Annotated in this window: 11 protein-coding genes; 5 read left to right on the top strand and 6 right to left on the bottom strand. The window is 72.3% G+C overall.

Annotated elements, in window-relative coordinates:
- Window positions 1-212: 212 nt before the first annotated feature.
- Window positions 213-1,607: a cation:dicarboxylate symporter family transporter gene (locus ACFWVV_RS18980; protein WP_384352190.1), complete on the top strand. Its 1,395-nt coding sequence runs from the start codon at window positions 213-215 to the stop codon at window positions 1,605-1,607.
- Between the two features lie 192 nt (window positions 1,608-1,799).
- Here ACFWVV_RS18980 and ACFWVV_RS18975 read toward each other — a convergent pair whose 3' ends face one another.
- Complete coding sequence (locus tag ACFWVV_RS18975) at window positions 1,800-2,414, bottom strand: TetR/AcrR family transcriptional regulator (protein ID WP_384352114.1); 615 nt, start codon at window positions 2,412-2,414, stop codon at window positions 1,800-1,802.
- Between the two features lie 110 nt (window positions 2,415-2,524).
- On the opposite strand from ACFWVV_RS18975, the gene ACFWVV_RS18970 reads away from it, so the two are divergent.
- From ACFWVV_RS18970 to ACFWVV_RS18960, 3 genes are all read left to right on the top strand, one after another.
- Window positions 2,525-4,201, top strand: coding sequence for an MFS transporter (locus ACFWVV_RS18970; protein ID WP_384352193.1), 1,677 nt, complete (start codon window positions 2,525-2,527; stop codon window positions 4,199-4,201).
- A 139-nt stretch (window positions 4,202-4,340) separates the two neighbouring features.
- Window positions 4,341-4,760: an STAS domain-containing protein gene (locus ACFWVV_RS18965; RefSeq protein WP_384352117.1), complete on the top strand. Its 420-nt coding sequence runs from the start codon at window positions 4,341-4,343 to the stop codon at window positions 4,758-4,760.
- A 218-nt stretch (window positions 4,761-4,978) separates the two neighbouring features.
- Window positions 4,979-7,264, top strand: a complete 2,286-nt coding sequence (locus tag ACFWVV_RS18960; RefSeq protein ID WP_384352196.1) for a HelD family protein — start codon at window positions 4,979-4,981, stop codon at window positions 7,262-7,264.
- 103 nt (window positions 7,265-7,367) lie between these two features.
- On the opposite strand, the gene glgB is transcribed toward ACFWVV_RS18960, so the two are convergent.
- The 4 genes from glgB to ACFWVV_RS18940 all read right to left on the bottom strand — a co-directional run bounded on the left by glgB (window position 7,368) and on the right by ACFWVV_RS18940 (window position 15,237).
- Complete coding sequence (glgB, locus tag ACFWVV_RS18955; RefSeq protein ID WP_384352120.1) at window positions 7,368-9,857, bottom strand: 1,4-alpha-glucan branching enzyme; 2,490 nt, start codon at window positions 9,855-9,857, stop codon at window positions 7,368-7,370.
- A 57-nt stretch (window positions 9,858-9,914) separates the two neighbouring features.
- On the bottom strand, window positions 9,915-11,336 hold the full coding sequence (locus ACFWVV_RS18950; protein WP_384352123.1) for a maltokinase: 1,422 nt from the start codon (window positions 11,334-11,336) through the stop codon (window positions 9,915-9,917).
- Window positions 11,337-11,455: 119 nt separating this feature from the next.
- Window positions 11,456-13,210, bottom strand: coding sequence for a maltose alpha-D-glucosyltransferase (treS, locus tag ACFWVV_RS18945; RefSeq protein ID WP_384352126.1), 1,755 nt, complete (start codon window positions 13,208-13,210; stop codon window positions 11,456-11,458).
- Window positions 13,207-15,237, bottom strand: coding sequence for a maltotransferase domain-containing protein (locus tag ACFWVV_RS18940; RefSeq protein WP_384352129.1), 2,031 nt, complete (start codon window positions 15,235-15,237; stop codon window positions 13,207-13,209). Before ACFWVV_RS18940 ends, treS begins: the two co-directional genes overlap by 4 nt.
- 859 nt (window positions 15,238-16,096) lie before the next feature.
- Here ACFWVV_RS18940 and glgP point away from each other — a divergent pair.
- Entirely contained in the window at window positions 16,097-18,736 is a 2,640-nt protein-coding gene (gene glgP / locus ACFWVV_RS18935; RefSeq protein ID WP_384352132.1) for an alpha-glucan family phosphorylase, read from the top strand.
- Between the two features lie 19 nt (window positions 18,737-18,755).
- On the opposite strand, the gene ACFWVV_RS18930 is transcribed toward glgP, so the two are convergent.
- Window positions 18,756-20,477: a sensor histidine kinase gene (locus tag ACFWVV_RS18930; protein WP_384352136.1), complete on the bottom strand. Its 1,722-nt coding sequence runs from the start codon at window positions 20,475-20,477 to the stop codon at window positions 18,756-18,758.
- Window positions 20,478-20,563 lie beyond the last annotated feature (86 nt).

Raw genomic sequence — 20,563 nt, 5'->3', positions numbered from 1 at the left:
CGGAGCGAACGGGCCCGGTGGCTACGGTGCGTTCCCACGAGATCACTGCCGGAGCACACCTGAGAGGAAGGTCCAGGAGTGTCCCGGCCGGAATCTGTGAACTCTACGACCCAAAGGGTGTGTCGGCGGGGGCGGTGATGCATAGTCGCCGGAACCCGAGGACGAGCGAGGAGACACCGGTGGCGGAAGAGAAGCCCGAGAGGGCCGGGGCGGTGGGGGCCGGGGTGCGCAGGCGTGACCGCTCGCACTACCTGTATGTGGCGGTCATCGTGGCCGTGCTGCTGGGCATCGCGGTGGGGCTCCTGTTCCCGGGCGTGGCCAAGGACCTGAAGCCGATCGGCACCGGCTTCGTCAACCTGATCAAGATGCTGATCTCGCCGATCATCTTCTGCACGATCGTGCTGGGCATCGGCTCCGTGCGCAAGGCCGCCAAGGTCGGCGCGGTGGGCGGGCTCGCCCTCGGCTACTTCATGGTCATGTCGACCGTCGCGCTCGGCATCGGGCTGCTGGTCGGCAACGTGATCCACCCCGGCGACGGCCTCGACCTGAACGCGGGCAAGGAAGCGGGCGCCAAGCAGGCGGAGGGCGCCAGCGAGAGCACGGCCGACTTCCTGCTGAGCATCATCCCCAAGACGCTGGTCTCGGCCTTCACCGAGGGATCCGTGCTCCAGACGCTGTTCGTCGCGCTGCTGGTGGGCTTCGCGCTGCAGGCGATGGGCGCGGCGGGCGAGCCGGTGCTGCGCGGCGTGGGGCACATCCAGCGGCTGGTGTTCCGGGTGCTGGCGATGGTGATGTGGGCGGCGCCGGTGGGCGCGTTCGGAGCGATCTCGGCGGTGGTCGGCGAGACCGGGCTCAAGGCGCTGCAGTCGCTGGCGGTCATCATGATTGCCTTCTATGTGACCTGCGTGCTGTTCGTGTTCGTGGTGCTCGGGGTGATCCTGAAGCTCTGCACGGGCGTGAACATCTTCAAGCTGCTGAAGTACCTGGGGCGCGAGTTCCTGCTGATCCTGTCCACGTCGTCGTCGGAGACGGCGCTGCCGCGGCTGATCGCGAAGATGGAACACCTGGGGATCAGCAAGCCGGTCGTCGGCATCACGGTGCCGACCGGCTACTCCTTCAACCTGGACGGTACGGCGATCTACCTGACGATGGCGTCGCTGTTCATCGCCAACGCGATGGGGGACCCGCTGAACATCGGCGAGCAGATCGCCCTGCTCGGATTCATGATCATCGCGTCGAAGGGCGCGGCGGGAGTGACGGGCGCCGGCATCGCCACCCTGGCCGGCGGGCTCCAGTCGCACCGCCCCGAACTGGTCGACGGCGTGGGCCTGATCGTCGGCATCGACCGCTTCATGAGCGAGGCCCGCGCCCTGACGAACTTCGCGGGCAACGCCGTGGCGACGGTGCTGGTCGGGACGTGGACGAAGGAGATCGACCGGGAGCGGGTGGCAAGGGTCCTGGCCGGCCAGGAGCCCTTCGACGAACGCACCCTGATGGACGACGGCCACGGCGCGGAGGCCCCCGCCGCGGCCGAGGCCCCGGCTGCGGCGCCGATCCCGGCGCCTGCCCCCGAGCTGATGAAGACCCCGCCCGCGGCCACGAAGTAGCCGCCTCCGCCTCTGGGCGGGGCCGCGTCCTCCCCGGACGACGGCCCCGCCCTTTGTGCTGCCCTCGCACGCCACGCAGGCGGGCCCGTCCTGTGCGCTGGGGCGGGCCCGCCCTCTGTGCTGCCCCGCACGTCACGAAGCTGCCCCGCACGTCACGAAGGTGGGCCACCCGCACCCCGCGAGAGCCCGGACTCACCCAGCCAGGGCCGAGACCAGGGACCGGGCCTCCGCCACCGGGACGCCCGCCGACAGCAGGGCAGTGAGGGCCGCCGCCCGGCCCGCTTCCGCCGCCGGCAGCATCCCCTCGTTGACCGCCTCCATGAGGCCGAAGAGGGACTGCTCGTGCACATAGGCCAGCGCCGCCGCCGGCAGCGGCGAGCCGAACACCCCTGATTCCTGGCCGAGTTCGATCAGTGCGACACAGTCCTCGCGCACCGGCGTCAGCCGCTGCTTGATGACCTCCATCGTGACGCTCCGCTGCGCCAGCGCCACCAGCAGCCGGTAGCGGTCGGCGATCGCCCATACCGCCAGCGTCGCCCGCGCCAGCGCCTCCGCCGGGTCGTCCACCCCCGCGCGGCCGGCCGCGTGCACCTCGATGACCGCCTGAGCCGCGCCGTCCACGAGCGCGGCCACCAGCGCCTCCCGGTTCGGGAAGTGCCCGTAAACGGTGCGCCGTACGACACCGGCCGCCCGCGCGATGTGATCCATGCTCGCGTCCGGGTCGCGCAGCAGTTCCGCCAGTGCGACATCCATGATGCGGCGGCGGTTCGCGTCCGCCCGCGCCGAGCTACCCGTACCGGTGGTCATGGACCCATTTTGCACACAGCTGTGCATTCCCGTAACTTGCACACTGCTGTGTAGTTGCACAATGCTGTGCAAGCAGGAAGCGTCAGATGATGACAAATGAGGTGGAAACCGTGCGACTGGTCGCGACTCAGCCGGTGGACGAAATGGACCGGCCCTATCCGAGGCGTTGGTGGGCCCTGCTGGTGCTCTGCCTCAGCCTGCTGATCATCGTGATGGCCAACACCGCCCTCACGGTCGCGGCCCCGGACATGACCAAGGACCTCGGGCTGAACAGCGCGGACCTCCAGTGGGTGGTCGACGGATACACCGTTCCGTACGCCGCGCTGATGCTGCTGCTCGGCGCGATCGGTGACAAGTACAGCCGCCGCGGCGCCCTCGTCCTCGGACTGCTGGTCTTCGGCGGCGCCTCCATAGCCGGCTCGCTCGTCGGCAGCGCCGACGGGGTCATCGCCTCCCGCGCGGTGATGGGCGTCGGCGCCGCGATGATCATGCCCGCGACGCTCTCCCTGCTGGCCGCCACCTTCCCGCGTGCCGAGCGCGCCAAGGCGATCGTGCTCTGGACCGCCACCGCGGGCCTCGCCATCGCCGCGGGCCCGCTGGTCGCAGGAGCGCTGCTCGAAGACCACGGCTGGGCCTCGACCTTCCTGATCAACGTGCCCGTGGCCGCCCTCGCGATCATCGGCGCCTTCGTCCTCGTACCGCCGTCCAGGGCGGCCACCCACGGCCGGATCGACTACGTCGGCGGCCTGCTGTCCGTCGTCTGGGTCGCCGCCCTGATCTTCGCGATCATCGAGGGCCCGCACTTCGGCTGGGACGCCAAGGCGATCGGCGCGGCCGTCGTCGCGGGTGTCGGCCTGCTCCTGTTCGTTCTGTGGGAGCTGCGCCACCCGCGCCCGGTGCTCGACGTACGGCGCTTCCTCGACCGCGGCTTCGCGGGCTCCAACCTCGCCGTCGCGCTCTTCTTCCTGGCCGTCTTCGGCGCGTTCTACTTCCTCACCCAGCACCTGCAGTTCGTGCTCGGCTTCAACGCTCTGGAGACCGGCGTACGGATGCTGCCGCTGGCCGGTGCGGTCTTCGCCGGCTCCGCGCTGACCGGCTTCCTCACCCCGCGCCTGGGCATGAAGACCACCGTCACGGCCGGCATGCTCGGCGGCACGGTCGCGCTCGCCCTGCTCACCCGTATCGACGAGGCGTCGGGCTACGGCGACTTCGTCGCTCCCCTGATCGTCCTCGGCCTCGCGATCGGACTTGCGCTCTCCCCCTGCACCGACGCGATCATGGGCGCCTTCCCCGAGTCCGAACTCGGCGTCGGCGGCGCGGTCAACGACACCTCGCTGGAGCTGGGCGGCTCGCTGGGCATCGCCGTCCTCGGCTCGGTGCTCGCCGGTTCGTACTCCTCGCACCTGGCCGACTCCACGGGCGGCACCAAGCTGCCCGCCGACGCCCTCGACACCGCCCAGGACTCCGTCGGCGCCGGCTACGCGGTCGCCCAGGGCATCGGCGACAAGGCGAGCGAACTGGCCGCCCAGGCCGCCAGGGCCACCACCCCCGAGCAGGCGGCCCAGCTCAAGGGCCAGGCCGGCCAACTCGCCCAGGGAGCCAAGGACATGGCGGACGCGGTCGGCTCCGCCTTCTCCGACGCGGTCGCGCACACCAGTCTGGTCGGCGCGGTGGTCCTCGCCGCCGGCACGGCACTGGTCGCGGTGCTCCTGCCTCGTGGCGCCGCCGCCCAGCAGTCAAGTGAATTGGACGGAGTTCACTCCAACGAGCAGGATCTGGAAGGGTAATCGATTCTGCGGGGCACCGACTGCGTACGTTCGTGGTGACCATCCCAGACCCCGGTGAGTCCGTCCCGAGACCGAATCCGCCGCAAGGCCGAATCCGTCTCACGACCGCAGACAATCCGAATCACCTGGGGTGGGTCGTATGCCGGAAACATCCGTCGGGCAACCCGTGCAACTGCGCCGTGCCGGAAGCACCCTCGTCCTCTCGCTCACCGGCGAGCTGGACCTCTTCTCGGCCCTGGGGTGCGCCCCGCAGATCGACAGGGCCCTCTTCGCGCAGCCGCCCCGCACGGTCGCCGACCTGCGCGGGGTCACGTTCATCGACTGCAGCGGCCTCGCCCTGCTGCTCAGGGTGCGCACCCGGGTCGCCCGCTGGGGAGGCGAGTTCGCGCTCCACTGCCCGGACCGCGCCAAGCTCAGGATCCTGCGGTACGTGGACGTGGGGGAGCCGCTCCGCTTCGTCGAGGCCCTGCCCGGCGACGGGGCGGCGCCCGCCGCCGGGGCCGGCCCCGGCGGCGGGCAGAAGGCCGGCATCCACTCCCGGCAGCCCTCGCTGCCCTGACCCGAAGTGCGTGTCTCCCGCGCGCGGGCCGTGAGGCGACTGCGAGGCGGAGAGGGGGCAAAAAGAAATACCCCGGCGAGATTGACAGCCGGGGTATTTCTCTGCGTATATTGGGCGTTTCCATGACTGCACCTAGAAAAGGTCATGGAGAAGCGCCATGACCACACCTTAACCCAGTGGGGGAAGCCTTGTCAACCGAGGAATTGTCAACCCGGGAATTGCAGCAGGAACAGCAATTCATCGACGGGCTGTACGAGCGCCTCGACGCGCTCCGCGCGCAGGCCGAGTCCGCCGTGCAGGGCTCCTTCGCCCAGCGGGGCAACGGACTCCAGGCCCGGGTGGAGCGGGAGATCACCGTCACGGAGCGCTCCGCCACCCTCGCCGCCCTGAACGCGGCGGACTCCGGCCTCTGCTTCGGCCGCCTCGACTTCGCGCCCGGCACGGAGGGCGGCGCGACCCACCACATCGGCCGCCGGGGAATCCGCCGTGACGACGCCGAACGCACCCCGCTGCTGATCGACTGGCGGGCCCCCGTCGCCCGCCCCTTCTACCTCGCCACCGGCCACACCCCGATGGGACTGCGCCGGCGCCGCCACCTCACCACCCGGGGCCGCACCGTCACTGCCCTGCACGACGAGATCCTCGACCTCGGCGACACCACCCGCACCGGGCACGAGGACCCGAGCGGCGACGCCGTCCTGCTCGCCGCACTGAACGGCGCCCGCACCGGCCGGATGGCCGACATCGTGCAGACCATCCAGGCCGAGCAGGACCGCATCATCCGCGCCCCCCACCGCGGCGTCCTCGTCGTCGAGGGCGGCCCCGGCACCGGCAAGACCGCAGTCGCCCTGCACCGCGCCGCCTATCTGCTCTACGCACACCGCGAGCAGCTGGCCCGCCGCGCCGTCCTGGTGGTCGGCCCCAACCCCGCCTTCCTCGGCTACATCGGCGACGTCCTGCCCTCCCTCGGCGAGACCGGCGTCCTGCTCGCCACCACCGGCGAGCTCTTCCCCGGCGTCACCGCCACCGGCACCGACACCCCCGGGGCCGCCGCCGTCAAGGGCCGCGCCACCATGGCCGACGCGCTCGCCCGGACGGTACGCGAGCGCCAGGGAGTCCCCGACGACGTCCTGGAGATCGCCCACGAGCAGCAGACGCTCCGCATCGACCGCGCCATGGCCGAGGACGCCCGGCACCACGCCCGCACCACCCGCCTCCCGCACAACCTGGCCCGCGGCCACTTCGGCAGGTACCTCCTGGACGCGCTCACCGAGCAGCTCGCCGACACCATCGGCCGCGAGCCCTACGAAGCCATCGCCGAGGAACTGGGCGAGGAGATCCCGGACGGCAACCTGCTGGACACCGCCGAGATCGAGCAGCTCGGCAAGGAGATCGCCGGTAACCCCGACGTCACCGCCGCGATCGAAGGACTCTGGCCGGAGCTCACCCCCGAGCAGCTGGTCACCGACTTCCTGGCGGACCCCGCCGGGCAACTGGCCGGAGAAGAAACGGAGTTGATCCGGCGCGAGGCGGGTGCCCCCTGGACCTCCGCCGACGTACCCCTCCTGGACGAGGCCGCCGAACTGCTGGGTCAGGACGACCACGCCGCCCGGCAGGCGGCTGCCCGCGCCTACGAGGAGCGGGTCGCCTACGCCAAGGGCGTGCTGGACGTGTCCTACGGCTCGCGCACCTACGAGTTCGAGGACCTCGACGACGAGGACTCCGAGGTGCTCGGCGCACACGACCTCATCGACGCCGAACGGTTCGCCGAACGCCACGAGGAGGGCGACCACCGCAGCGCCGCGGCCAGAGCCGCCACCGACCGCACCTGGGCGTTCGGCCACATCATCGTGGACGAGGCGCAGGAACTGTCCGCGATGGCGTGGCGGCTGCTGATGCGCCGCTGCCCGACGCGCTCGATGACCCTGGTCGGCGACCCGGCGCAGACCGGCGACCCGGCCGGCTGCGACTCCTGGAAGCAGATCCTCGACCCGTACGTCGGCGACCGCTACGAGCACACCCGGCTCGGCGTCAACTACCGCACCCCCGCCGAGATCATGGAGGTCGCGGCCCGGGTCATGCGCACCGCCGACCCCTCGTTCGAGCCGCCCGCCTCCGTGCGCGCCACGGGCACCCCGCCCTGGGAGTGGGTCGCCCCGGCGGCACGGCTTCCCCGCGCCGTCGCCGAAGCGGTCGCCGAGGCCGAAGCGGCGGGCCGCCAGGGGCGGATCGCCGTCGTCGCCCCCGCCGACCTGCTCCCCGCCCTGGCGAAGGAAATGCCAGGCGCCGCGCACGGGCCCGCCCCCGACCTCACCGCCCGCGTCGTGCTGCTCGCCCCGCACCAGGCGAAGGGCCTGGAGTTCGACACGGTGGTGGTGGCGGAACCGGACCGGATCAGGTCGCTCTCGCCGCGCGGGCTGAACGACCTGTACGTGGCGCTGACCCGGGCCACTCAGGAGCTGGGCCTGGTCCACACCGGGGGCTGGGACCTCACGCCGGCCTGAGCCGCCCGTGGGACCTGAAAGCCGGCCTGAGCGGCTCGTGGGACCTCACGCCGGCCTGAGCGGCTCGTGGGACCTCACGCCGGCCTGAACGGCCCGTGGGACCTCACGCCGGCCTGAACCACACGGTGGCCAGCGGCGGCAGCGTCAGCGAGATGCTCACCGGGCGGCCGTGCCGGGGGACCGACTCCGGCTTCAGCGGCTCCGGATGGTGCAGACCGCTGCCTCCGTAGCGCTCCGCGTCCGTGCTGAGGACCTCCGTCCACGCCGGCACGCCCTCCGGTACGCCGATCCGGAAGCCCTGCCGTACGACCGGGGAGAAGTGCGACACCGCGAGCAACGGGCTGCCGTCCGCGTCGTAACGCAGGAACGCGAAGACGTTGTCCTCCGCGCCGTCGCCCTCCACCCAGGCGAACCCCTCCGGGACGGTGTCCCGCTCCCACAGGGCGGGAGTCGCCGTGTAGGCGGTGTTCAGGTCGCGGACCAGGTCGCGCACGCCCCGGTGGTCGGCCTCGGCGCCGTACGAGGGATCGAGCAGCCACCAGTCGGGGCCGTGCGCCTCCGACCACTCCGCTCCCTGCGCGAACTCCTGCCCCATGAACAGGAGTTGCTTGCCCGGGTGGGCCCACATGAAGCCCAGGTAGGCGCGGTGGGTGGCGCGCTGCTGCCACCAGTCGCCGGGCATCTTGCCGACCAGCGAGCGCTTGCCGTGCACCACCTCGTCGTGGGAGATCGGCAGGACGTAGTTCTCGCTGTACGCGTAGACCATCGAGAAGGTCATCTCGTGGTGGTGGTACTTGCGGTGCACCGGCTCCTTGGCTACGTAGCCGAGGGAGTCGTGCATCCAGCCCATGTTCCACTTCAGCCCGAAGCCGAGACCCCCGATGCCGTCGGGGCCCAGGTCGTGGGTGGCCCGGGTGACGCCGCCCCAGGCGGTGGACTCCTCGGCGATGGTGACGACGCCGGGATTGCGGCGGTAGACGGTGGCGTTCATCTCCTGGAGGAAGGCGACGGCGTCGAGGTTCTCCCGGCCGCCGTGCGCGTTGGGCACCCACTGGCCCTCCTCGCGCGAATAGTCGAGGTAGAGCATCGAGGCGACCGCGTCGACCCGTAGGCCGTCGATGTGGAACTCCTCGCACCAGTACGTCGCGTTCGCCACCAGGAAGTTGCGGACCTCGGTGCGGCCGTAGTCGAACTCCAGGGTTCCCCAGTCGGGGTGGGCCGACTTCCGCGGGTCCTCGTGCTCGTACAGCGGCCGCCCGTCGAACTCGGCGAGCGCCCAGGCGTCCCGCGGGAAGTGCGCGGGCACCCAGTCGACGATCACCCCGATGCCCGCCCTGTGCAGCGCGTCGACCAGGAAGCGGAAGTCGTCGGGGGTGCCGAGGCGGGCGGTCGGCGCGTAGAAACCGGTGACCTGGTAGCCCCAGGAGCCGCCGAAGGGGTGCTCGGCCACCGGCATCAGCTCGACGTGGGTGAAGCCCAGGTCGGCGACGTACGCGGGGAGCTGTTCGGCCAGCCCGCGGTAGGTGAGGCCGGGGCGCCAGGAGGCGAGGTGCACCTCGTAGACGGAGAACGGCGCCTCGTGCACCGGCCGCCGGCCGCGGCCCGCCATCCACTCCCCGTCCTGCCACGTGTGGTGGGCGGCGGTGACCACCGACGCGGTCGCGGGCGGCACCTCCGTGCGGCGCGCCATCGGATCGGCGCGCAGGGTGTGCGAGCCGTCCGGGCGGGTGATGTCGAACTTGTAGAGCGCCCCCTCCCCGACACCGGGCAGGAACAGCTCCCACACCCCGCTGCCGCCGAGCGAGCGCATCGGGCTCGCGGTGCCGTCCCAGAGGTTGAAGTCGCCGACGACGCGCACACCGCGTGCGTGGGGGGCCCAGACGGTGAACCGGGTGCCGGTGACGTCCTGGTGGGTGAGCGGCTGCGCGCCCAGCGCCTTCCACAGCTCCTCGTGCCGGCCCTCGCCGATCAGGTGCAGGTCGAGCCCGCCGAGTGCCGGCAGGAAGCGGTACGGGTCGTCGGTCTCCATCTCGTTGTCGTCGTACGTCACCAGCAGCCGGTAGGCGGGGACCTCGGTGAAGGGCAGCAGCCCGGAGAAGAACCCGCCGCCGTCGTCGGTGAGCGGGGCCCGCAGCCCCTGCGCGAGGACCGTCACCGCCTTGGCGTAAGGGCGCAGCACCCGCAGGAGGACGCCGTCGGGGGTGGGGTGCGCGCCGAGCACCCCGTGCGGATCGTGATGGGTGCCGGACAGCAGCCGGTAGCGGTCCGCCTCCTCCAGCGGCGGTGCCGGCCGCACTCCGGGAGGCGGCGCCTGCACCTCCGCGGTCCCGGGTGCCGGTGCCTGCGCCTCTGCGAGCCCGGGGGGCTGCGCCTCCGCGGTCCCGGGTGCCGGCGCCTGCACCTCCGCGGTCCCGGGTGCCGGTGCCTGCGCCTCTGCGAGCCCGGGGGGCTGCGCCTGTGTGGCCCTGCGGGCCGGTGCCTCCGCGGCCCTGGGGGCCGGTGTTTCCGCGGCCCCGGGGCGGGCCGCCGCGGACTTGGGCCTGGCGGCCTTCGCAGCCTTGGTGTCCTTGGGGGCCTTGGGCCTGGGGGTCACGGGGTGTCCTCTCGGTGGTCGGCTCGGGATCCGCTTCGGGGTGGTGCGCGGGCGCGGTCAGGGTGCGGGCGAAGCTGCCAGCCGCCGGACCGCGGCCATCGGCACGGTCAGCCAGTCGGGCCGGTGCCTGGCCTCGTACAGCACCTCGTACACGGCCTTGTCGGTCTCGTACGCCCGCAGCAGTACGGGCATCTCGCGCGGGTCGCTGCCCGCGGATGCCGCGTACCCGTCGCAGTAGGCGGAGCGGCAGTCGGCCGCCCAGTCCGGCTGCCAGGGCTGGTGCATGCGGGCCGCGTAGTCGAACGAACGGAGCATGCCGGCCACGTCGCGCACCACGGGCTGCGGCCTGCGCCGCTCGGTGAGCGGCTTCGACGGCTCGCCCTCGAAGTCGATCACCGACCAGACGCCGTCCGGGCCGCGCAGGACCTGGCCCAGGTGCAGATCGCCGTGCACCCGCTGGGCCGTGACGAACGGGCCGCCCGACCCCAGGTCCCGCACGGCGTCGAAGGCCTCGCGCAGCCCCGCCGCGTAGGGCCGCACCGCGGGGACGGCCTGCACCACCGCCGCCAGCCGTTCGGTCATCCGGTCGGCCATGAGGGCGGCCTGGGGGCGGCCGAGGGTGAGGGTGGGCAGGGCGGCGGCCAGCGCGGTGTGCACCTCGGCGGTGGCCCGGCCCAGTGCGTACGCCTCCATGGTGAAGTCCCGCCCGGTGGCCAGCGCCTTCAGCGCGAGCTGCCAGCCGTCGTCGGCACCGCGCAGGAAGGGCTGGAGCACGCCGAGCGTGAACGGCTCGTAGGCGTCGTCGGGGTTGGCACCCTCGAACCAGGCGACCGGCGCCGGGACCCGGGCGCACCGCTCGTGCGCGAGGGCGAGCGGCAGCTCCAGGTCGGGGTTGGATCCCGCGTGGAGCCGCCGGAAGACCTTCAGGATGTACGCGTCCCCGTACACCAGGGAGGAGTTGGACTGCTCGGTGCCCAGGGCGCGCGGGGCGAGAGCAGCCGGGATGTCCGCCTTCGGGTCCTTCTCGAAGGAGAGCGGCCCGAGCGTGCCCGGCGTCCGCAGCCGCTCCAGCAGCAGCCCCGCCAGCCGCGGGTCGGCCAGGCCCTCGTACAGCGTGTACCCGGCCAGCGGCCCGTGCGGTACGCGGCCGATCAGGGCTGACGCCAGGGTCGGCGGCAGTGACCGGCGCACTCCGAGGAACAGCTGGTAGCAGTCCGTCGGCGGCGCGGCACCCGGCGGCGTCCCGGGCGGGCCGGGAGCCGGCGGGTGGTGGGCCCGTATGAGCAGGTGGAGCAGGCCGGGCGAACCGGCCGGCGGCAGCAGCTCGGTCGCCGACACCAGGGTGATCGCGGCTATCGGCCGGCCCTTGCCCGCGAACCACCGCTGCCGGGGCAGCCAGGAGCGCAGCAGCGGGGCCAGCGAGGCCAGGAGCGCGGTCTGAGCGGGAGAAGGCGGGGCGTGCGTAACGGCTTCCGACATGGCGTCGCGTCCTTCCGCGTCGCGGACAGGGAGGTGCCAGGGGTACGTAGCGAGTGCCCGGCCGGAGGCGGGGGAAACCGTCTCCGGCCGGGCAGAGGCTCTGGAGCCCGTCCGGGGGATCAGACCGGCGCCGGTCCCGTGACGAGCCCCTGGACCGGTTCCGGTGCGGTGCGCAGCCGGAACCAGAGGAACCCGTGCCCCGCCAGGGTCAGCAGGTACGGCAGTTCACCGATGGCCGGGAAGCGGACCCCGCCGATCAGTTCCACCGGGTGCCTGCCGCTGAACGCCTGCAGGTCGAGCTCGGTGGGCTGGGCGAAGCGGGAGAAGTTGTGCACGCACAGCACCAGGTCGTCCTCGCCGTCCCGCGTCGAGGGGGCTTCCCGCAGGAAGGCCAGCACCGCGGGGTTCGACGAGGGCAGTTCGGTGTACGAGCCAAGACCGAAGGCGGGATTCTGCTTGCGGATCTCGATCATGCGGCGGGTCCAGTGCAGCAGCGACGACGGGGAGGTCATCGAGGCTTCGACGTTGGTCACCTGGTAGCCGTAGACCGGATCCATGATCGTCGGCAGGGAGAGCCGGCCCGGATCGCAGGAGGAGAACCCCGCGTTGCGGTCGGGGGTCCACTGCATCGGTGTGCGCACCGCGTCGCGGTCGCCCAGCCAGATGTTGTCGCCCATGCCGATCTCGTCGCCGTAGTAGAGGATCGGCGAGCCGGGCAGGGACAGCAGCAGCGCGGTGAACAGCTCGATCTGGTTGCGGTCGTTGTCCAGCAGCGGGGCCAGCCGCCGGCGGATGCCGATGTTGGCGCGCATCCGCGGGTCCTTGGCGTACTCCGCGTACATGTAGTCGCGTTCCTCGTCGGTGACCATTTCCAGGGTCAGCTCGTCGTGGTTGCGCAGGAAGATGCCCCACTGGGCGTTGTGCGGGATGGCCGGTGTCTTGGCGAGGATTTCCGAGACCGGGTAGCGCGACTCCCGGCGCACGGCCATGAAGATGCGCGGCATCACCGGGAAGTGGAACGCCATGTGGCACTCGTCGCCGCCCTTGGTGAAGTCGCCGAAGTAGTCGACGACGTCCTCCGGCCACTGGTTCGCCTCGGCCAGCAGCACCGTGTCCGGGTAGAACGCGTCGATCTCCTCGCGCACCCGCTTCAGGAACGCGTGGGTGCGGGGCAGGTTCTCACAGTTGGTGCCCTCCTCCTGGTAGAGGTAGGGAACCGCGTCCAGCCGGAATCCGTCGATGCCCAGGTCCAGCCAGAAGCGCAGGGCGGAGATGATCTCCTCCTGCACCTTCGGGTTCTCGTAGTTGAGGTCCGGCTGGTGGGAGAAGAAGCGATGCCAGTAGTACTGCTTGCGGACCGGGTCGAAGGTCCAGTTGGACGTCTCGGTGTCGACGAAGATGATCCGCGCGTCCTGGTACTGCTTGTCGTCGTCCGCCCAGACGTAGTAGTCGCCGTACGGGCCCTCGGGGTCGCTCCTGGACTGCTGGAACCACTCGTGCTGGTCGCTGGTGTGGTTCATGACGAAGTCGATGATCACGCGCATGCCGCGCTGGTGCGTGGCGTCGACGAACTCCACGAAGTCCGCGAGGTCCCCGAACTCCGGCAGCACCGCGGTGTAGTTGGAGACGTCGTAGCCTCCGTCGCGCAGCGGCGACATGAAGAACGGCGGCAGCCAGAGGCAGTCGACGCCAAGCCACTGGAGGTAGTCCAGCTTGGCGGTGATGCCCTTGAGGTCGCCGACGCCGTCGCCGTTGCTGTCCTGGAAGGACCGGACGAGGACCTCGTAGAACACGGCGCGCTTGAACCACTCGGGGTCCCGGTCCTTCGCCGGAGTGTCCGAGAAGGTGTCCTGCACGGGCTCGTTGACGATCATGTGGGTGACCCTCCGGTCAGCGGGGACGGTCGCAGGGTGACGAGGTGCGCGGGAGTCCGTCCCGGCTCCAGGCGCACGTACGTGGCCCTGCCCCAGTGGTAGGTCTCGCCGGTGAGCTCGTCGCGTACCGGGACGGTCTCGTGCCATCCGTGGCCGAGCGCCGGCATGTCCAACGAGACCGTGGCCTCCTGGGTGTGGTGGGGGTCGAGGTTCACGACCACCAGAACGGTGTTCGATGTGCCGCTCTCCCCGGTGGCTCCACTGCTCGTTCCATTGCTGTCGGCGCGCTTGGAGTAGGCGAGGACCGCGTCGTTGTCCGTCTGGTGGAAGTGGATGTTCCGCAGCTGCTGGAGTGCGGGGTGCGCGCGCCGCAGCCGGTTGAGGGTGGTGATCAGCGGTGCGATCGTCCGGCCCTCCCGTTCGGCCGACTCCCAGTCGCGAGGCCTGAGTTGGTACTTCTCCGAGTGGAGGTACTCCTCGCTGCCCTCGCGGACGGGGGTGCTCTCGCACAGTTCGTAGCCCGCGTACACACCCCAGGAGGGGGACAGGGTCGCGGCCAGTACGGCCCGCACCTCGAACGCGGGGCGGCCGCCGTGCTGGAGGTAGGCGTGCAGGATGTCGGGGGTGTTCACGAAGAAGTTGGGCCGCATGCACGCGGCACTCTCCCCGGACAGTTCGGTGAGGTACTCGGTCAGCTCGGCCTTGGTGTTGCGCCAGGTGAAGTAGGTGTACGACTGCTGGAACCCGACGGCACCCAGCGTGCGCATCATGGCGGGCCTGGTGAACGCCTCGGCCAGGAAGATCACATCGGGGTCGGTGCGCCGGATGTCGGCGAGCACCGTCTCCCAGAAGACGACCGGCTTGGTGTGCGGGTTGTCGACGCGGAAGATCCGCACGCCGTGCGCCATCCACAGCCGGAGTATCCGCAGGGTCTCCGCGACCAGCCCCGGCATGTCGGCGTCGAAGGCTATCGGGTAGATGTCCTGGTACTTCTTCGGCGGGTTCTCCGCGTACGCGATGGTGCCGTCGGGGCGGTGGTGGAACCACTCGGGGTGCTCGCTCACCCAGGGGTGGTCCGGGGAGCACTGGAGCGCGAAGTCGAGCGCCACCTCCATCCGCAGACCGCGCGCGGTCTCGACGAAGTGGTCGAAGTCCTCGAAGGTGCCGAGGTCCGGGTGGATCGCGTCGTGCCCGCCGTCCGGGGAGCCGATCGCCCACGGCACCCCGACGTCGGAGTCGGAGGCGGACAGGGTGTTGTCCGGGCCCTTGCGGTACGTCCTGCCGATCGGGTGAACCGGCGGCAGGTACACCACGTCGAAACCCATGGCGGCGACCGCGGGCAGCCGCCGCGCGGCCGTGCGGAACGTACCGGAGACGGCCGGGAGTCCGCCCTCGGCCGCCCGTGCGCCCTCGGAGCGCGGGAAGAACTCGTACCAGGAACCGAAGAGCGCCCGCTTGCGTTCGACCAGCAACGGCAGCGGATCGGAGGCGGAGAGCGGCTCGCGCAGCGGGTGGCGGGCCAGGGCGGCGTCGACCTCGGGGGCCAGGGCCGCGGCGAGCCGGGCGGGGGCGGGCCCGGCGGTGTCGCGCAGGGCGTCCACCGCGGCGAGCACGGCCTCGCGGCCCTCGTCCTTCGGCACGCCTTCCGCGGCCCGCTCGTACAGCTCCGCGCCCTCGGCGAGGACGAGTTCGGTGTCCTGGCCGGCCGGGATCTTGATCCCGGCGTGGTGCCGCCAAGTGGCGACGGGGTCCCCCCACGCCTCCACCGTGTACGACCACAGTCCCTCGCCGTCCGGAGTCACCTCTGCGCCCCACCGGTCGCTGCCGGGGGCCAGTTCGCGCATCGGGGTCCAGGGGCCCGGGCGGCCCCCGGGATCGCGCAGGATCACGTTGGCGGCCACGGCATCATGGCCCTCGCGGAATACGGTGGCGGAGACCTGGAACGTTTCTCCCACCACCGCCTTGGCCGGCCTTCTGCCGCGGTCCACGGCGGGAAGGACGTCCAGGACGGGGATACGACCGATCAATGCGCTCACCTGTCCGCGTTCACTCGGGGTCTCGGAGGGGATGGGGCGAGGGTTCGACTCAGGTGTCCGGGTGCTCCTTTTACGAGTACCGGGGGAGGCTTCCCCTACACATCGGGGGGTCAATCCGGTGCTATGCCGTCTACTGTCGCGTAACGGTGCGGACGCGGCATGTCGTGGCCGAAAACAATGGGGCCGCCCGGGTCAGTCGGGGCGAGGCCGGCGCTCGGGGGCGAACAGGCGGGCCCCGGTGCCCCAGTGGGCAGAGCCGCCCGCCCGCTCCCGGTGACCGCTCCCGCCGACGGCGGCCGGCCGCTTCGCCCGGGCGGGTGAGGGGGGGGCCGCGGCCACGCGGGCCGGCCGGCCCCCGCCCCGGCGGGAGACGCGGATCCAGCCGCCGGTCCCGGTGCCGACGACCTGCGCCCGGACACCCGCACCGGGGCCCCCGGGCCGGCTGCACGGCCCGGCCGACGGCCGGCTGTCCCGGTGGACCCGGCCGCGCCCCGGGCGTCGGTTCCGTTGCCCTCCTCACGCGCCGGCGCACCGCCGCCCACCTCCGTGGAGCACGCGCGCACCGCCCCGCCCGCGCGGCGCGCGCCCGCACCCCCGTGCCCGAGCCCCCCCACCCCGTACCCGTCGCACGCACTGCCCTACGTATGGCGGAATTTCGCCCCGTGCCGCACAGTGCGCCTCCCGCCGTCCCCGGGCGTGTGCGCCGCCCCGCACCGGCCCGGCCGCTCCCGGCCGCCGGGTGTGCGCCGTCGAGCGGACGCGGGGAAGCCCACTACCGTCGAAGGGCGGGGCGGACGCACGCGCGGTGGGTCCGCCCGCAATCCTTGTCGTCCCCTGCGAAGGTGGTCACGTGAAGGCAATCCGTCGGTTCACCGTGCGTCCCGTACTTCCCGATCCCCTCCGGCCGCTCAGTGATCTCGCCCGGAACCTGCGCTGGTCCTGGCACACCGAGACCCGGGAACTGTTCCAGGCCGTCGACCCGGAGGGGTGGCAGGCGTCCGGCGAGGACCCGGTGCGGCTGCTGGGAGCCGTCTCCGCCGAGCGGCTGGCCGCGCTGGCCGACGACCGCAGGTTCCTGCGCCGGCTCGGGGCCGTCGCCGACGACCTCGCGGACTACCTCGGCGGACGCCGCTGGTACCAGACACAGGCGGAGCGCGAGGACGCCGAACTGCCCCGCGCACTGGCCTACTTCTCGCCCGAGTTCGGAGTGACGGCCGCCCTGCCGCAGTACTCGGGCGGCCTCGGGATCCTCGCCGGCGACCACCTGAAGGCCGCCAGCGACCTCGGGGTGCCGCTCATCGGGGTCGGCCTGCTCTACCGGCACGGCTACTTCCGCCAGTCCCTGTCCCGCGACGGCTGGCAGCAGGAGCACTACCCGGTGCTCGACCCCAACGAGCTCCCCGTCGGCCTCCTGCGCGAGGCCGACGGCACCCCCTGCCGGGTGACCCTCACCCTGCCCGGCGGCCGCCTGCTGCGCGCCCACATCTGGCAGGCCAGGGTGGGCCGCGTACCACTCCTGATGCTCGACTCCGACGTGGAGGAGAACGGGCCGGGGGAGCGCGACGTCACCGACCGGCTCTACGGCGGCGGCAGCGAGCACCGGCTGCTGCAGGAGATGCTGCTGGGGATCGGCGGCGTGCGCGCGGTACGGACGTACTGCAGGCTGACCGGACACCCCGAACCCGAGGTCTTCCACACCAACGAGGGCCACGCCGGCTTCCTCGGCCTGGAACGCATCCGCGAACTCGGCGACCAGGGGCTGGAGTTCGACGCCGCACTGGAAACGGTCCGGGCCGGCACCGTCTTCACCACCCACACCCCCGTCCCGGCCGGCATCGACCGCTTCGACCGCGAACTGGTCGCCCGCCACTTCGGCCACGACGGCGAACTGGCCGGAGTGGACGTGGAACACGTCCTTGGGCTCGGCATGGAGACATACCCCGGCGGCGAGCCCAACCTCTTCAACATGGCCGTGATGGGACTGCGGCTCGCCCAGCGCGCCAACGGCGTCTCCACCCTGCACGGCGCCGTCAGCCGCGAGATGTTCGCCGGCCTCTGGCCGGGCTTCGACCCGGAGGAAGTGCCCCTGACCTCCATCACCAACGGGGTGCACGCCCCCACCTGGGTCGCCCCCGAGGTGGTCAGGATCGGCGCGCGGCAGATCGGCGCCGGCCGCACCGAGGACGCGCTGGCCGTGGGCGGCTCGCCCCGCTGGGACGCCGTGGCGGAGATCTCCGACGCCGAGGTGTGGGACCTGCGCCGGGTGCTCCGCGAGAACCTGGTGCACGAGGTGCGCAGCAGGCTGCGCGCCTCCTGGCTCCAGCGCGGCGCGGTGCAGGCCGAACTCGGCTGGATCGAAGGGGTACTGGATCCCGACGTGCTGACCATCGGATTCGCCCGCCGGGTCCCCTCGTACAAACGGCTCACCCTGATGCTGCGCGACCGCGACCGGCTGCGGGAACTGCTCCTGCACCCCGAGCGGCCCGTCCAGATCGTCGTCGCGGGCAAGGCGCACCCCGCCGACGACGGCGGGAAGCGGCTCGTTCAGGAACTGGTGCGGTTCACCGACGACCCCCGGGTCCGCCACCGCATCGTCTTCCTGCCCGACTACGGGATGCGGATGGCGCAGAAGCTCTACCCGGGGTGCGACGTCTGGCTGAACAACCCGCTGCGCCCGCTGGAGGCCTGCGGCACCAGCGGAATGAAGGCCGCGCTCAACGGCTGCCTCAACCTGTCCGTGCTGGACGGCTGGTGGGACGAATGGTTCGAGCCCGACTTCGGCTGGGCCATCCCGACCGCCGACGGGACCGCCACCGACGAGGACCGGCGCGACGACCTGGAGGCCAACGCCCTCTACGAACTGATCGAGCGGCGCGTGGCCCCCCGCTTCTACGAGAAGGGGCGCGGCCAACTGCCCGACCGGTGGATCGAGATGGTCCGCTGCACTCTGGTGTCCCTGGGGCCCAAAGTGCTCGCCGGGCGGATGGTGCGCGAGTACGTCGACCGGCTCTACACCCCGGCCGCCCGTGCCCACCGCGCCCTCACCCCGAACGCGGCACGGGAACTTGCCGCTTGGAAGAGCCGGGTCCGGGCCGCCTGGCCCTACGTCGCCGTCGACCACGTCGAGGCGGTCTCCGCCACCGCCGTCAACGGCACCGCCGAGCTCGGCTCCACGCTCGCGCTCCGGGTCCGGGTGGACCTGGGCGACCTGGCACCCGACGACGTGGAGGTGCAGGCGGTGGCGGGCCGGGTCGACTCCGCGGACCGGATCACCGGCGCCCAGTACTTCCCGCTCAAGCCCGCCGCCGGACCCGACACGCAGGGCCGCTGGACCTACGAGGGCCCGCTCGCCCTCGACCGCACCGGCCCCTACGGCTACACCGTCCGCGTCCTGCCCGCCCACCGGCTGCTGGCGAGCGGCGCGGAGCTCGGCCTGGTGACACTGCCGACGGAGGCGACGGGGGAGGGCGCCGGGGTCCTGATGCGGTGACCCGCCGCCCGGGTGGCCGCTACCGCCGCTCCTCGTTCGGTACGTCGTCCACCAGGGCCTTCGAGGTCAGGACGGAGCCCGTGAAGCACAGCCGGTACACGGGCAGCGACTCGTAGCGGTCGTACCGGAAGTACAGACAGCTGCCGGCCCCATCGGGTTCGGGGCCGGCACCCGCGGGCGGCCCGTCCAGCGGATGATCGGGCAGCCTGCGCTCCAGCACGGCCCGCTCCGTACCGAGCCGGACCTCCTCGAACAGGGCTCCGTCCAGCACCGACCGCGACTGGCTGTACTGCTGGAACAGCAGCATCAGCACCCCGAGCACCGCGACCACGGCCACCGGCGCCACGATCGCCTGCACGAGACCGCGCCGCACCCGGCCCCGGGCCAGGCGCAACTCCCGTGCGGCGGTGGGCGACGGGGGCGTGGCGCGGGGCACGGGGCCGCCGTCCCTGGGCAGCGTCGCCCGCACCCGGAAGCCGCCGTCGGGGAGCGATTCGTGGGTGAGGGTTCCGCCCGCCAGCCGGACCCGCTCGTCCAGGCCGACGAGCCCGGTGCCGCCGGAGGCAAGACCGCTCGAAGCGGCGCCCCGCGGACGGGAGTTGGCCACCTCCACGACGACGCCCCCGTCGGCTCCGCCCGCACCTGTCTCCCCGTCCGCACCTGCCTCCCCGCGCATGCCCGCTTTCCCGTCCGTGCCTGCCTCCCTGCGCGCGCCCGTTTCCCCCTCCGCGCCCGTTTCCCCCTCCGCGCCCGCTTCCCCCTCCGCGCCCGCTTCCCCGTCCCGCCGCACCGTCACCCGTACCGCCGCCCCCGGCGCGTGCTTCGCCGCGTTCGTCAGCGCTTCCTGTACGACGCGGTGGGCGGCCCGGTCCGCCATCGCCGGCAGCCCCCGCAGCCGTTCCTCACCCACCAGCTCGACCGAGAGCCCCGATGCGCGGGCCCGCTCGGCCACCGCCGCCACCGTCTCGTCGGCGGGTGTCGTCGGCGCGTGCTCCTCGTCGGCGCGCAGCACGCCGATGATGTCCCGCAGCCGGGCCGTGGCGTCCGCCGCCGCCTGGCGCAGCTCGCCCGCCGCCGCCTGCTCGGCGGGCGGCAGTGCGTGGCTGACCTCCAGGGCGGCGGCCCGTACCGCGATCAGCGACAGTTCGTGGCCCAGCGAGTCGTGCATGTCGCCCGCGATCCGGGAGCGTTCGCGCAGCCGTTCGCGGTCGGCGACGGCCCGCTGCTCGCGCTCCATCCGGTCGGCGAGCTCCCAGCCGTGGGCGACCATCGCCGCGTACTGACGGACGAACCGGCCCGTCAGCCACGGGATCACCGCCTGCATCAGGAGCGTGGTCAGCTGCGCGAACCACACCCACAGCGTGTCGTCGAAGGTGAGGCTCCAGGCGAGCCCGGCCACCGCGTACCCGGCGAACACCAGCACGGCGGGCCGCACCCGCGACCCGCGCCGGCCCACCAGGAACGCGAAGACGCACATGGCGGCCGAGTACGTCGGGGTGAACAGCTCCGGGCTGCGGGACGCGCTCCACCCCACGGCCACCGTCAGCGACAGCAGCGGCCACTTCCGGCAGAACAGCACCCCGGCACCGAGCGCGAGGACGCCCCCCGCGACCAGGGGCCAGGACCCGCCGTCGTTCGGATCCTCCTTCATCAGGACGAAGCAGCTCAGGAACACCCACAGGAGGGAATCGAGCACCCACTCGCGGCGGCGCTCCCGCCGCAGGCCAGCTATGACACGCATGCCGCACAGCCTGCCGGACGCGCCGGACGCGCGGCACTGACGAAAGTAAGCGGTGTCCTCCGGTGCCCGTACCACGCGGTGGTGCC

Origin of the sequence: Streptomyces sp. NPDC058663, assembly GCF_042716745.1 — a bacterium.
In the GTDB taxonomy this organism is placed as follows: domain Bacteria; phylum Actinomycetota; class Actinomycetes; order Streptomycetales; family Streptomycetaceae; genus Streptomyces.
This window is presented reverse-complemented; position numbering and strand designations above follow the sequence as displayed.

What these genes read in the sequence shown, in the direction of transcription:
- ACFWVV_RS18975 (WP_384352114.1), bottom strand. Translation starts at nt 2,414, where the DNA reads ATGACCACCGGTACGGGTAGCTCGGCGCGGGCGGACGCGAACCGCCGC.
- ACFWVV_RS18965 (WP_384352117.1), top strand. Translation starts at nt 4,341, where the DNA reads ATGCCGGAAACATCCGTCGGGCAACCCGTGCAACTGCGCCGTGCCGGA.
- ACFWVV_RS18950 (WP_384352123.1), bottom strand. Translation starts at nt 11,336, where the DNA reads ATGTCGGAAGCCGTTACGCACGCCCCGCCTTCTCCCGCTCAGACCGCG.
- treS (WP_384352126.1), bottom strand. Translation starts at nt 13,210, where the DNA reads ATGATCGTCAACGAGCCCGTGCAGGACACCTTCTCGGACACTCCGGCG.
- ACFWVV_RS18930 (WP_384352136.1), bottom strand. Translation starts at nt 20,477, where the DNA reads ATGCGTGTCATAGCTGGCCTGCGGCGGGAGCGCCGCCGCGAGTGGGTG.